General features: G+C 71.2%; 12 protein-coding genes. 9 read left to right on the top strand and 3 right to left on the bottom strand.

Features of this window, described 5'->3' with window-relative positions:
• Window positions 1–111 precede the first annotated feature (111 nt).
• A complete protein-coding gene (locus BJY18_RS14295; protein ID WP_184780449.1) occupies window positions 112–1,359 on the top strand; it encodes an NAD(P)/FAD-dependent oxidoreductase in 1,248 nt (415 codons plus the stop codon).
• Here BJY18_RS14295 and BJY18_RS14290 read toward each other — a convergent pair.
• A complete protein-coding gene (locus BJY18_RS14290) occupies window positions 1,310–2,815 on the bottom strand; it encodes a multidrug effflux MFS transporter (protein WP_246458866.1) in 1,506 nt (501 codons plus the stop codon). The two genes, BJY18_RS14295 and BJY18_RS14290, sit on opposite strands and share 50 nt — an antisense overlap.
• A gap of 291 nt (window positions 2,816–3,106) precedes the next feature.
• Here BJY18_RS14290 and BJY18_RS14285 point away from each other — a divergent pair, with 291 nt between their 5' ends.
• Genes BJY18_RS14285 through BJY18_RS14260 form a run of 6 tightly spaced genes read left to right on the top strand, consistent with a single transcriptional unit; the run spans window position 3,107 to window position 9,595 of the window.
• Window positions 3,107–3,961 carry a fumarylacetoacetate hydrolase family protein gene (locus tag BJY18_RS14285; RefSeq protein ID WP_184780448.1) on the top strand — a complete coding sequence of 285 codons (855 nt, stop codon included), beginning with the start codon at window positions 3,107–3,109 and terminating at the stop codon, window positions 3,959–3,961.
• 1 nt (window position 3,962) lies between these two features.
• Window positions 3,963–5,264 (top strand): enolase C-terminal domain-like protein, encoded by a 1,302-nt coding sequence (locus BJY18_RS14280; RefSeq protein WP_184780447.1) that lies wholly within the window; start codon window positions 3,963–3,965, stop codon window positions 5,262–5,264.
• Window positions 5,261–6,019 (top strand): SDR family NAD(P)-dependent oxidoreductase, encoded by a 759-nt coding sequence (locus BJY18_RS14275; RefSeq protein WP_184780446.1) that lies wholly within the window; start codon window positions 5,261–5,263, stop codon window positions 6,017–6,019. Before BJY18_RS14280 ends, BJY18_RS14275 begins: the two co-directional genes overlap by 4 nt.
• 30 nt (window positions 6,020–6,049) lie before the next feature.
• The gene (locus tag BJY18_RS14270; RefSeq protein WP_376774664.1) at window positions 6,050–7,087 is read left to right on the top strand and encodes a sugar ABC transporter substrate-binding protein; all 1,038 of its coding nucleotides are present in this window, start codon (window positions 6,050–6,052) and stop codon (window positions 7,085–7,087) included.
• Window positions 7,084–8,586, top strand: coding sequence for a sugar ABC transporter ATP-binding protein (locus BJY18_RS14265; RefSeq protein WP_184780445.1), 1,503 nt, complete (start codon window positions 7,084–7,086; stop codon window positions 8,584–8,586). The genes BJY18_RS14270 and BJY18_RS14265 overlap by 4 nt, the downstream gene beginning before the upstream one ends.
• Window positions 8,579–9,595 (top strand): ABC transporter permease, encoded by a 1,017-nt coding sequence (locus BJY18_RS14260; protein WP_184780444.1) that lies wholly within the window; start codon window positions 8,579–8,581, stop codon window positions 9,593–9,595. The genes BJY18_RS14265 and BJY18_RS14260 overlap by 8 nt, the downstream gene beginning before the upstream one ends.
• 83 nt (window positions 9,596–9,678) lie before the next feature.
• On the opposite strand, the gene BJY18_RS14255 is transcribed toward BJY18_RS14260, so the two are convergent.
• The gene (locus tag BJY18_RS14255; protein WP_184780443.1) at window positions 9,679–10,371 is read right to left on the bottom strand and encodes a FadR/GntR family transcriptional regulator; all 693 of its coding nucleotides are present in this window, start codon (window positions 10,369–10,371) and stop codon (window positions 9,679–9,681) included.
• 80 nt (window positions 10,372–10,451) lie between these two features.
• Between BJY18_RS14255 and BJY18_RS14250 the strand changes: the two genes are divergently transcribed.
• Both BJY18_RS14250 and BJY18_RS14245 read left to right on the top strand, forming a co-directional pair.
• A complete protein-coding gene (locus BJY18_RS14250; protein WP_221457718.1) occupies window positions 10,452–11,453 on the top strand; it encodes an aldo/keto reductase in 1,002 nt (333 codons plus the stop codon).
• A complete protein-coding gene (locus tag BJY18_RS14245; RefSeq protein WP_184780442.1) occupies window positions 11,450–12,280 on the top strand; it encodes an amidohydrolase family protein in 831 nt (276 codons plus the stop codon). The genes BJY18_RS14250 and BJY18_RS14245 overlap by 4 nt, the downstream gene beginning before the upstream one ends.
• 18 nt (window positions 12,281–12,298) lie before the next feature.
• Here the strand turns inward: BJY18_RS14245 and shbA are convergent, their stop codons facing one another.
• Complete coding sequence (shbA, locus tag BJY18_RS14240; protein WP_184780441.1) at window positions 12,299–12,952, bottom strand: RNA polymerase sigma factor ShbA; 654 nt, start codon at window positions 12,950–12,952, stop codon at window positions 12,299–12,301.
• Window positions 12,953–13,009: the final 57 nt, after the last annotated feature.

Below are 13,009 nucleotides of genomic sequence, written 5' to 3'. Positions count from 1 at the left end.
TTCACCCGAATTGCCTACGCACACCGATTTCGCGCTCCGGACGGGGGTGTGGCGGATCGGCGACGGGAGTACCGTCCGGCGGCAGGACGCGGGGACTCGGGAGGACGGGACATGGCGGAACCTCGGAAGATCGTCGTCGTCGGGGCCGGGCTGGCGGGTGCGTCGGCCGCGGCGGCGGTGCGGGAGCGTGGATTCGGTGGGGACATTCTGCTGCTCGGCACCGATCCGCACCGGCCGTACGAGCTGCCGCCGCTGTCGAAGGGCGTGTTGCTCGGTGCTGCCGACGAGCCCGACTGGGTGCACGGCGAGGACTTCTACGCCGAGAACGACATCCGCCTCTCCTCCGGGGTCACTGCGACCCGGCTCGAACTCGGCGCGCGGCTCGTCCTCGACGACGCGGGCGGCGAGCACCGCTACGACCGGCTCGTGCTGGCCACCGGCTCCCGGCCGCGGCAGCTGGACGTGCCCGGCGGCGACCTGCCCGGCCTGTACACGCTGCGGACCCTGGACGACGCGCTGAAGCTGCGTTCCGCCTTCACCGAAGCCCAGCGCGTGGTGATCGTCGGAGCCGGCTGGATCGGCACCGAGGCGGCCGCGGCCGCCCGGACCCACGGCGCCGAGGTGACCGTCGTGGCGCCGGAGCAGCTTCCGCTAGCGAACGTGCTCGGCGACGGAATCGCCGGAGTTTTCCGGGACCTGCACACCGAACACGGCGTGCAGTGGCGGCTCGGCGAGGGCGTCGCCGCGATCACCGGGGACACCGTGCCCACCGGCGTCCGGCTCACCGGCGGCGACGAGCTGCCGGCCGACGTGGTGCTGATCGCGGTCGGCGTGGCACCGCGGGTCGATCTCGCGCACGCGGCGGGCCTCGAGATCGCCGACGACGGCGGGGTCTGCGTCGACGCGGGCCTGCGCACGGCGGCTCCGGACGTGTACGCCGTCGGCGACATCGCCTCGCACTTCCACCCCCGCTACGGCCGCCGGGTGCGCGTCGAGCACTGGGCGGCCGCGCGCGGGCACGGCACGCACGTGGCGGGCAACCTCTTCGGCGAGCACGAGCCGTACCTGGAGAGCCCGTACTTCTTCACCGACCAGTACGACCCGGACCGGGGCGGCCCGGCGATCGGCTGCGAGTACCGCGGGCTGGCCGATCCGGGCAGCGACCGGCTCGTGGTCCGCGGAGACCTGTCGGCCTACGACTTCACCGCGTTCTGGCTGGGCCCGGACGGAGCCGTGCACGCCGCGATGAACGTCAACCAGTGGGACGACGGCGATGCCTTGCAGCGTCTGGTGGACGAGCGGATCACGGTCACGGCCGAGCAGCTCCGGGACGGGAACCTCGCCGACCTGGCCGGGTGAGCGCCGAGGCGAGCAGCGCGAGCACACCGAATCCGGCCATCGTCGCCGCCATCGGCACCGCGGTGCCCGGTCCGCCGAGGCCGACCAGCGGGGTCGCGATCGCGCCGATCGCGAACTGCAGCACCCCCAGCAGTGCCGCGGCGGAACCGGCCGACCGGGCGTGCGCGTCGAGTGCGAGAGAGCTCGCGTTCGGCATCACCAGTCCGACGCTGGACACCATGAACAGCAACGGAATCAGCACGCCCGGCAGCGGAAGGGCGAGCAACGTGGCGGTCAGGGTGAGCGTGCCGGCGACCGCGGCGATGGTCAGGCCCGTGAGCAGCAGGTTCCGCTCGGCGAAGCGGCCGACGAGGCGTCCGTTGAGCTGCCCGGCGAGCACGATGCCGACGCCGTTGAGGCCGAAAACCAGGCTGTAGAGCTGCGGGCTGAGGCCGTACACGCCTTGCAGGGCGAAGGAAGAACCCGAGATGTATGCGAACAGGCTGGCGAACAGCAGACTGGCGGCGAGCGCGTAACCGAGGAAGGTGCGGTCGGCCAGCAAGTGGCCGTAGGTGCGCAGAACGCCGCCGAGCCGCGCAGGACGGCGACGTTCGGCGGGCAGCGGCTCCGGCAGCGCGACGGCGGCCGAAACGAGCAGCAGCAAGCCGAACGCGGTGAGGACCACGAAAACCCCGCGCCAGGACGTGAAAGTGAGCAGCTGCCCGCCGATCACCGGGGCGAGGATCGGGGCCAGCCCGTTGACCAGCATCAGCATGGAGAAGAACTTGGTCATCGCGGTGCCGGAGTACAGGTCCCGCACGGTGGCGCGGGAAATCACCAGCCCGGCGGCCGCGCCCAGTGCCTCGAGCACCCGGGCCGCGATGAGCAGCTCGATCCCGGGGCTCAGCGCGGCGAGCACGGAACCGGCCGCGTAGAGCACCAGCCCGGCCAGCAGCGGCCGCCTCCGCCCGAGCGCGTCCGACAGCGGTCCGGCCACGATCTGCCCGATGGCCAGTCCCACCACGAACGCGGTCAGCGTGAGCTGGACGGTGGTGTCGGGGGCGCGCAGATCGGCAGCCATCCGCGGGAGCGCGGGCAGGTACATGTCGATGGACAGCGGCCCGAACGCGGACAGCCCCCCGAGGATCAGCAGCAGACTCCATCGCCGAGCCGGCCGAGCAGACGAGCGCGGCCCGGCGGAGGCGTTCGTCTCCGGGACGTCTGTCGCGCCGGTCGTGCGGGGACCGGTCGCGGTGTCGGTGGTTGCGCTGCTCGTGTGGGGACTGGTCGTGGTGTCGGTGGTTGCGCCGGTCGTGTGGGCCGGGCTGATCGCCGTGCCGGCAGTCGTGCGGGCCGGGCCGGTCGCGGTGTCGATGGTTGTCGCGTCGGTTGGGACGCCCTTGCGTCCGGGTTTCTCCTCCGCCGCACGCCTGGCCTCACCGGTGGTGTGCCGGGTGGTCTCGGGTCCGCTCGTCATCCGCCCTCCGCTGCCGGGAAGTCCTGCCCCTTCCGGCAACCGCGACCCGCCGGGAGGTATTCCGGACCACGCTCGCGGCCGGGCGGGTTCCGACGTGCGCGCGGGCTGCCGGAGGAGCACGATCAACCAAGGAGTGGTTCGAACCATTCCCGACCACTCCCGACCCTGGTGATCCGATCACTTTCCCGAGCCGATGGCCCGCTTCCTCTAGATTCGAGGGGCACTGATCCGCTATACATCGGATGTATCGCGGTACTGCAGTGAGTGACTCGAGCGAGAGGGGACACGTCCGTGCGGTTTGTGCGTCTCGGGGCGGCGGGAGCCGAGCGTCCGTTCATCCGTGCCGGTGACGGAACACTTCACGAGCTCTCCGGGATCACCCCGGACGTCGATGGCGCCTTCCTCGCCGGTGACGGCCCCGCGCGGGCCGCGGCCGCGCTCGCGGCGGGGGAGCTGCCGGTGGCCGACGGGACCGGGTGGCGGACCGGGCCGCCGATCGCGGCGCCGGGCAAGATCGTCTGCATCGGCATGAACTACCGGCGGCACGCCGAGGAGACGGGCGCGGCCGTGCCTGCCGAACCGGTGCTGTTCATGAAGGCGCCGGACGTCGTGTCCGGGCCGGACGACGACGTGCTGATCCCGCGCCGTTCCACCAGCACCGACTGGGAGGTGGAACTCGGCGTGGTGATCGGCAGGACCGCGCGCTACCTGGACGACCCCGGCCAGGCCCTCGCGCACGTCGCGGGATACGTGCTGTCCAACGACGTCTCCGAGCGCGAGTTCCAGATCCACCGCGGCGGCCAGTGGGACAAGGGCAAGAACTGCGAGACGTTCAACCCGCTCGGCCCGGTGCTGGTGACCGCCGACGAGATCCCCGACCCGCAGGACCTCGGTCTGCGCACCTGGGTCAACGGCCGGAAGGTCCAGGACTCGACCACCAGGGACATGGTCTTCACCGTCGCGCAGATCGTGCACTACCTCAGCCAGTTCATGGTCCTGCGCCCCGGCGACCTGATCAACACCGGTACGCCCGAGGGGGTCGCGCTGGGACACCCCGAGCCGAAGCCCTACCTGCGCGAAGGGGACGTCGTCGAGCTGGAGATCGACGGTCTCGGCCGGCAGCGCCAGCGCATGAGGCAGGCCTGAGATGGCGCGCATCGTGAGCCTGGAAGTGCTCGACGTCCGCTTCCCGACGTCGGAGGAGCTGGACGGGTCGGACGCGATGAATCCGGATCCCGACTATTCCGCCGCGTACGTCGAGCTGCGTACCGACAGCGGTCCCGACGGCCACGGGTTCGCCTTCACCATCGGCCGCGGCAACGACGTGCAGGCCGCCGCCATCCGCGCGCTCGCCCCGCACGTCGTCGGCCGTGAGGTGCCCGAGGACGCCCGGGCACTCGGCGACTTGTCCCGCGACCTGATCGGCGACTCGCAATTGCGGTGGCTGGGACCGGAAAAGGGCGTCTCGCACATGGCCATCGGCGCGGTGGTCAACGCCGCGTGGGACCTGGCCGCGCGCCGAGCCGGGTTGCCGCTGTGGAAGTTCGCCGCGGGGATGACTCCCGAAGAGCTGGTCTCGCTGGTCGACTTCCGCTATCTGTCCGACGCGCTCACCGAGCAGGAAGCGCTGGACATCCTGCGCGAGGCCGAGCCCGGCCGAGCGGAACGGATCGCGAAGCTCGAAGCCGAGGGCTACCCCGCGTACAGCACGTCGCCCGGCTGGCTCGGCTACTCCGACGCGAAGCTGGTGCGGCTGGCCGAACAGGCCGTGGCCGACGGTTTCGAGATGATCAAGCTGAAAGTCGGCGGCAGGCTTTCCGACGACGTGCGGCGGATGAAGCTGGCCCGTGAAACGGTGGGCCCGGACATTCGCATCGCCGTCGACGCGAACCAGCGCTGGGACGTGGCCACCGCGGTGTCGTGGATGACCGAGCTGGCGCCGTTCGACCCGTACTGGATCGAAGAGCCGACCTCTCCCGACGATGTGCTCGCACACGCGGCCATCGCGAAGGCACTCGCACCGATCCGCGTGGCGACCGGGGAACACGTGCAGAACAGGGTGGTGTTCAAGCAGCTGCTGCAGGCCGGTGGGCTGTCCGTGCTGCAGCTCGACGCCGCGCGCGTCGGCGGGGTGAACGAAAACCTCGCCATCCTGTTGCTGGCAGCCAAGTTCGGCGTTCCAGTGTGCCCGCACGCCGGCGGTGTCGGGCTGTGCGAGCTGGTGCAGCACCTGTCCATGGTCGACTTCGTCGCGGTGTCCGGTACCGATGCCGGCCGCACCATCGAATGGGTCGACCATCTGCACGAGCACTTCACCGATCCGGCCGTCGTGCGCAACGGCCGCTACCTCGCCCCGGCCGCACCGGGGTTCTCCGCGCGGATGCACGACGCGACGTTGCGCCGGTTCCGCTTCCCTGACGGTCCGGAGTGGACGGAGCGTGCGCAGTGAGCGAATTCGAGGGACTGGTCGCCGTGGTCACCGGCGGTGCTTCCGGGATCGGCCTGGCCACCGCGAACCTGCTGGCCCGGCGCGGTGCCCAGGTCGCCGTGCTGGATCTGGGCACGGACGGCCTGCCCGCGCCGCTGACCGGGTTCCGGTGCGACGTCACTGCCGACGTCGAGGTCCGGGCCGCGGTGGACGCAGTGGCCGAGCGCTTCGGCCGGCTCGACATCCTGGTCAACAACGCGGGTATCGGTGCGCAGGGCGACGTGACCGCCAACGGTGACGACGAATGGCACCGCGTCTACGACGTGAACGTGGTCGGCATGGTCCGCACGGCGCGCGCCGCGTTGCCGCACCTGCAGGACTCGCCCGCGGCCGCGGTGGTCAACACCTGCTCCATCGCGGCCTGGGCCGGGCTGCCCGCCCGCGCGCTGTACTCGGCCACCAAGGGCGCGGTGCTGGCGCTGACCCTGGCGATGGCCACCGACCACCTGCCGGACGGAATCCGCGTCAACTGCGTGTGCCCGGGTACCGCGGACACGCCGTGGGTCGGCAGATTGCTCGACTCGGCCGCCGATCCGGCCGCGGAACGGACGGCGCTGGCCGCCCGGCAGCCGATGGGCCGGCTGGTCACCGCGGACGAGGTGGCGAACGCGGTGGTGTACCTGGCCAGTCCGCTCTCGGCGTCGACCACCGGAACCGCGCTCGCGGTCGACGGCGGCATGTACGGGCTGCGGCCACGAGGACCTGTGCAGAACTGATCTCCCACGCGAGTCGTCAAGGAGGATGCAGTGCGTACCAAGGTGATCCGGTTGGCCGCCGCGGTGGCCGTCTGCGGTGTGGTGCTCGGCGCGTGCGGGTCGACGAAGGACAAACCGGCCTCGTCCGGCGGCGCCGCCGGCGGCAGAGTGGGCGCGACCGTGCCACTGCTGACCTCGCCGTTCTGGCAGGCCTACCACAACTACGTGCCGCAGATGGCGAAGGAACAGGGCCTGGACGCGCTCCCGACGGTGAACGCGGACAACGACGCGGCGAAGCTGATCACCGACATCGGCACGCTGCTCAACCAGGGCATCAAGGGACTGGTCGTGACCCCGGTCGACTCCGCCGCGGTGGTCGCCGGGCTCAAACAGGCCGAGAACAAGGGTGTTCCGGTGGTCGCGGTGGACGTCGCGCCGGAGAGCGGCACAGTGGCCATGGTCGTGCGCGCGGACAACAAGGCGTATGGCACCAAGGCCTGTGACGAGATCGGCAAGCGGGTGAAAAGCGGCAAGGTCGTGCAGGTGATGGGCGATCTGGCCTCGGTCAACGGCCGCGACCGCTCGGCCGCGTTCCGCGAATGCATGAAGCAGAAGTACCCGGCGGTCAAGGTGCTGGAGATCGCCGCGGAGTGGAAGGCGGACAAGGCTTCCTCCGGGCTGGACAGCCTGCTCACCGCGAACCCGGACATCAAGGGCGCGTACATGCAGGCGGGCGGGATCTACCTCGCGCCGACCGAGCAGGCGCTCAAGCGCAAGAATCTGCTGTTCCCGGCCGGCGATCCGCGGCACGTGGTGCTGGTGAGCAACGACGGCATCCCGCAGGAGCTGGCCGCGATCCGCAGCGGCGAACTCGACGCGACTGTGTCGCAGCCGGCCGACGCCTACGCCAAATACGGCATGTACTGGCTGAAGAAGGCGATGGCGGGGGAGACGTTCAAGCCCGGCCCGACCGACCACGGTTCGCAGATCGTCGAAGTCTCGCCGGGCATTTTGGAGGACCAGCTGCCCGCACCGGTGGTCACGAAGGCGAACGTGGACGACAAAGCGTTGTGGGGTAACCACCTGTGAGCGCGCCGGTGGTGCACGCGGCGGGCGTCGGCAAACGCTACGGGCCGACCGTGGCACTGCACGACGTCAGCCTCACCGTGCGGCCCGGTGAATCGCACGCGCTGGTCGGCCGCAACGGCGCGGGCAAGTCCACGCTCGTGTCCATCCTCACCGGGTTGTCCGGTACGGACACCGGAAGCGTGTCCTTCGGCGGCGAGCCGGCGCCGCCACTGTCCAAACAGGACGAGTGGAAGGCACGGGTGGCGTGCGTGTACCAGCACGCCATGGTGGTGCCGCAGCTGAGCGTCGCGGAGAACCTGTTCCTCAACCGGCATGCGCGCGGCGGGTTCGCGATCGGCTGGAAGAAGCTGCGCCGGCAGGCCAGTGAGCTGCTCGACTCGTGGGACGTGCGGGTGCCGGTGGACACGCCGGCGGGCGAGCTGTCGGTGGAGGACCGGCAGCTCGTCGAGATCGCCAGGGCACTCAGCTACGGCGCGCGCTTCATCGTGCTCGACGAGCCGACCGCGCAGCTGGACAGCCAGGCGATCGAGCGGCTCTTCGAACGCATGCGGCACCTGCGAAGCAGCGGCGTGACGTTCCTGTTCATCTCCCACCATCTGCACGAGGTGCACGAGGTGTGCCAGGCGGTCACCGTGCTGCGCGACGCACGGCATGTGCTGACCGCGCCGGTCGAGGACGTCAGCAGGGCCGCGCTGGTCGACGCCATGACCGGGGAACAGGGCGGGCTTTCGGTCCGTGACGCCGCCGTCCGGGATCCGCTGGCCGTCGACGCCGACGAGGTGCTCACTGTCGACACGCTGTCTGGTGACGGCTTCCACGACGTGTCGCTGCGCGTCCGCCGCGGCGAGGTCGTCGGACTGGCGGGCAGCAACGCGAGCGGCAAACACCAGGTCGCCGAGACCGTGTACGGCCTGCGCTCGCCCACGGCGGGAATCGTTGCGGTGGAAGGAAGACGGCTACCGCCCGGGGACATCGCCGCGGCGGTGCACGCGGGCGTCGGCTGCGTTCCGCGCGACCGGCACCACCAGGGACTCGTACTGGGACATTCGGTCATGGACAACGCCACCCTCTCGGTGCTCGACCGGCTGGGCCGCGGCGGTTTCGCCCCACCGAAGGTCCGCCGCAGCCGCGGTGCCCGTGCGCTGTCCGATTACGGCATCGTGGCCGCCGGGCCGGAGCAGCCGGTGTCCGATCTTTCCGGCGGGAACCAGCAGAAGGTGGTGCTCGCCCGCGCGCTGGAGAGCGATCCGCGCCTGGTGGTCCTGATCAATCCGACCGCGGGGGTGGACGTGAAGTCGAAGGAGGCGCTGCTCGCGGTCGTCGACCGGGTGCGGGCCGAGGGGAAGGCGGTGCTGCTGGTGAGCGACGAGCTGGACGATCTGCGGCTGGCCGACCGGGTGCTGGTGCTGCGGGCCGGTGCGGTGGTGGCCGAGCACGGGGCCGGCTGGGCGGACAGTGCTCTGGTGGCCGGTATCGAAGGAGCTGGTCCCCGTGCATGACCTGATGAGCGACCCGCGGACCGCGGTTCCTGCCCGGCCGGCGCGGCGGCGGGGCGCGCTGTGGCTGCGTGAACTCGCGCTGCTGCCCGCGCTCGTGGTCGTGTTCGTGATCGGCGGCCTGATCAGCGACACGTTCCTCACCTTCGACAACGTGATCAGCATCCTGTCCGCGGCGGCCGCGCTGTCGCTGGTGGTGCTGGGTGAATCGCTGGTGCTGCTCACCGGCAAGTTCGACCTGTCCCTGGAATCGACCATGGGCATCGCACCGGCGATCGGCGCGATGCTGGTGATCCCGTCCGCCTCCTCCGGGTTCGGCACCGGATGGCCGGCCGCGCTCGGTCTGCTGGCGATCCCGGTGGCCGGCGCGCTGATCGGCTTCGTGAACGGCTTCCTGATTGTGAAGCTGAAACTGAACGCGTTCATCGTGACGCTGGCGATGCTCACCGTGCTGCGCGGCACGCAGATCGGCACCACCGACGGAAAGACCCTGTTCGACCGGCTGGACGCGTTCACCGCCCTGGCGACCACGACGTTCGCCGGGCTGCCGATGTCGGTGTGGCTGGCCGCGGTGCTGTTCCTGCTCTTCGGGCTCGGCCTGCGCTACCACCGGGCGGGCCGGTCGCTGTACGCGATCGGCGGCAACCGCGAGGCGGCGCGCGCGGCGGGCATCCGGGTGGACCGGATCTCGTGGATCGTGTTCGTGGTGGCCGGGGTGCTGGCCGCGATCGGCGGACTGGCCTACACCGGCTACGTCGGCGCCCTCGGCGCGGACCAGGGCGACGGCCTGATCCTGCAGGTGTTCGCCGCGGCGGTGATCGGCGGCGTCTCGCTGGACGGCGGCAAGGGCACGGTGGTCGGCGCGCTGACCGGGGTGCTGCTGCTGCAGTCGGTGGACAGCCTGCTGCGCATCGCGCAGGTGCCCGCGGAGTGGCTGAAGGCGATCTACGGCGGCATCATCCTGGTCGCCCTGATCATCAGCCGCTACGCCGGCGGAAAACCGCAGACCTGACCGGCGGGCCGGCGATGATCCGACCTCCCGGGAAGTCCGTGCAGGCGTCCGTGACGGTCGGGTGGCGGAAGCGGGACGTGGGTTCAGGGCTCGGCGGTCGCCGGGGCGAGGGTGCTGCGCAGCCACTGTTCGACCCCGGCGATGTGCACCGTCGCCCAGGAACGTGCCAGCTCTGGCTCCCGGTTGGCGATCGCCTCGTGGATCGCGGCGTGCTGCTCGCGGGTGCGGGCCACCGCGCCCTCCTGGGTGAGCCCGCGCCAGATCCGCGCCCGCGCGGTCGGCCCGGAGAGGCTGTCCAGCAGCGAGCACAGCACCGGATTGCCGGAGCCGTCCGCGATCTTGCGGTGGAACTCGAGGTCGTTGGCCACCAGCGCCTCCACCGTCGGCGCGTCGGCCAGCTCGCCCAGCAGCTCGGCCAGCTCGGCCACGTCCGCGTCGCTCATGTGCAGCGCGGCCATCGCGGTCGCGGCCGGTTCCAGGATCCGCCGCACGGCGAGGAAATCCAGCACCGTGTCGTCGCGGTGGAAGTCGACCACGAAGGTCATCGCGTCGAGCAGCAGGTTCGGCTCCAGGCTCGTCACGTAGGTACCGTCGCCCTGGCGCACGTCCAGCACCCGGATGAGGCACAGCGCCTTCACCGCCTCGCGCAGGGAGCTGCGCGAGAGCCCGAGCCGCTGGGCCAGCTCGGCCTCCTTGGGCAGCCGGTCGCCCGGCGCCAGCTCGCCCGAGATGATCATGTCCTTGATCTTGTCGATCGCGACATCGGTGACGGGCACGGCGACCACCCCTCCCTGCAAAGACCTCGGATGTTTCGGCGTACTCGCACAGCGTGCCACGCAGCTGGTCAGGAGGAGCGATGACCCACGTCCCGGTACCGCAAAGTGTGGCGCCGCGGCTGTCCCCGCTGGGGCTGGGCGGCGCGCAGCTGGGCAACCTCTACCACGCGATCTCCGACGAGACGGCCGGGGCGACCGTGCGACGGGCGTGGGACGAGGGCATCCGCTACTTCGACACCGCGCCGCACTACGGGCTCGGGCTGTCCGAACGGCGCCTCGGTGCCGCGTTGTCGGCGTATCCGCGCGACGAGTACGTGGTGTCCACCAAGGTCGGCCGGGTACTCGAACCGCAGGCGGCCGAGCCTGGCACACGCGACGGCCAGGGGTTCGACGTACCCGCGACCTACCTCCGCCGCTGGGACTTCAGCCGCGACGGCGTGCTCCGCTCGCTGGAGGACAGCCTGACCCGGCTCGGAGCCGATCACGTGGACCTCGTCTACGTGCACGACCCCGACGAGCATTTCGCCGAGGCGGTGGCGGGCGCGTTCCCTGCCCTGCTGCAGCTACGGGACCAGGGCGTGGTGCGGGCGATCGGTGCGGGCATGAACCAGGCGCCGATGCTGGCCGAGTTCGTCCGCCGGTTCGACCTCGACCACGTGCTGGTGGCCGGCCGCTACACCCTGCTCGATCAGGCCGCGCTCGACGATCTGCTGCCCCTGTGCCTCGAGCGCGGTGTCGGGGTGGTCGCCGGCGGCGTGTTCAACGGCGGAATCCTCGCCACCGCGGAACCGGGCAGGATCTACGACTACGCCACCGCGCCCGCGGAGCTGGTGCGGAAAGCCGAGCGCATCGCGGAAATCTGCGCGCTGCACGGCGTCGAACTGCCGGACGCGGCCCTCGCGTTGCCGCGTGTCCATCCGGCAGTGTCCTCGATGGTCCTCGGCGCGCACGATCCTGGTCAGGTGTCGCGCAACGTCCGTCGCGCCGCGGCGGACGTGCCGGCCGGGCTGTGGCAGGACCTCGTCGACAAGGGCCTGCTCCGCACCGAGGCAGCCACCGTCGTTTCCGGAGGAACGCAGTGATCGATTCGCACCACCACCTGTGGGATCCCGCCCGCCGCGCGTATCCGTGGCTGGCCGCCGAGCCGATGGCTCCGATCCACAAGCCGTACACAGTGGACGATCTGCGCCGGGTGACGGCGAACGCCGGGGTGCGTGCCACCGTCCTCGTGCAGACCGTGCCGGAGCAGGCCGAGACGGAGGAGTTCCTCGTCACCGCGGCGGCCGAGCCGCTGATCGCCGGTGTCGTCGGCTGGGTGGACCTGACCGCCCCGGACGTCGCCGATCGGCTGGCGCGGCTGAAGGAACTCGGCCCGCTCGTGGGCATCCGCCACCAGGTCGAGGACGAACCCGGCGCGGAGTGGCTATTGCGTCCGGAAGTGCTGCGCGGGCTGGCCGCGGTCGGTGCTGCCGGACTGGTCTACGACCTGCTCGTCACCACGGCGCAGCTCGGCTCCGCCCGGCAGGTGGCGCAGCAGCTGCCGGACCTGCCGCTGGTGCTCGACCACGCGGCGAAGCCCGGTGTCGCGGCCGGGGAGTGGCAGCCGTGGGCCGTCCGCCTGGCGGAGCTGGCCGCGCGGGAGAACGTCCACTGCAAGCTTTCCGGACTCGTGACCGAGGCGGACTGGCACGAATGGCGGGTGGGTCACCTGCGCCGCTACGCCGACCACGTGTTCGGCACGTTCGGCCCGGACCGGGTCATGTTCGGCAGCGACTGGCCGGTGTGCGAACTGGCCGCGGCCTACGAGGTGGTGCTGGACGCCGCGGTCTCGCTCACCGGCCCGCTCACCGATCCGGAGCGGCTGGCGGTGTTCGAGCAGACCGCCGCTCGCGTGTACGGGCTGGGCTGAGCGCCCGCGCCGCACGGGTCAGAAGTCCTGGCCCTGGATCATTTCGCGCAGCTTGCTCAGCGCGCGGTGCTGGGTGACGCGGACGTTGCCGGGGGAGATGCCCAGCGTCTCGGCGGTCTCGTTCGCGCTGAGCCCGACGATGATGCGCAACGCGAGGATTTCCTGCTGCAGCGGCGCGAGCCTGGTGAGCAGCTCCTGCAGCCGGGCGCCCAGATCGACCTGCAGTGCCCGCGTTTCCGGTTCGTTGCCGGTCAGCGGACGCTCGGGCAGCTCCGGCACGGGGTCGGACCGGTCGCGCGCGACCGTGCGGTAGGCGTCGGCGACCTTGTTCGCCGCGATCGCGTGCACGAGGTAGAGGAAGGAGCCGCCGCGGTCCTGGTAGTCGGGCAGGGCCTTGAGCACGGCCATGCACACGTCCTGGGCGACGTCGTCGGCGGAGAGATAGGACAGGTCGCGGCCACCCATCCGGGCCCGGCAGTAGCGGGCGACCACCGGACGCAGCACGTGCAGCAGCTTCGCGATCGCCGCCTGGTCGTTCCGGCCCGCCGCGCGCACCAGAGGATCGAGGTCCTCCTTGGTGAGCCGCCCACCGGAGCGCGGCAGCATTTCCGGCGTCACGTACCCCGTGACGGCGGGTTCCTCGGTGCGGGACGGCTTCGACGGTGCTGACATGGTCGTCTCCCCGGCGACCCGGCGACCGTCGCAGTCTTGGGGTCAACACTCTGTGAT

Source organism: Amycolatopsis jiangsuensis (genome assembly GCF_014204865.1).
GTDB classification, from domain to species: Bacteria; Actinomycetota; Actinomycetes; order Mycobacteriales; family Pseudonocardiaceae; genus Amycolatopsis; species Amycolatopsis jiangsuensis.
The sequence above is the reverse complement of the archived record's forward strand: the minus strand, read 5'-3'. Positions and strand labels throughout refer to the sequence as shown.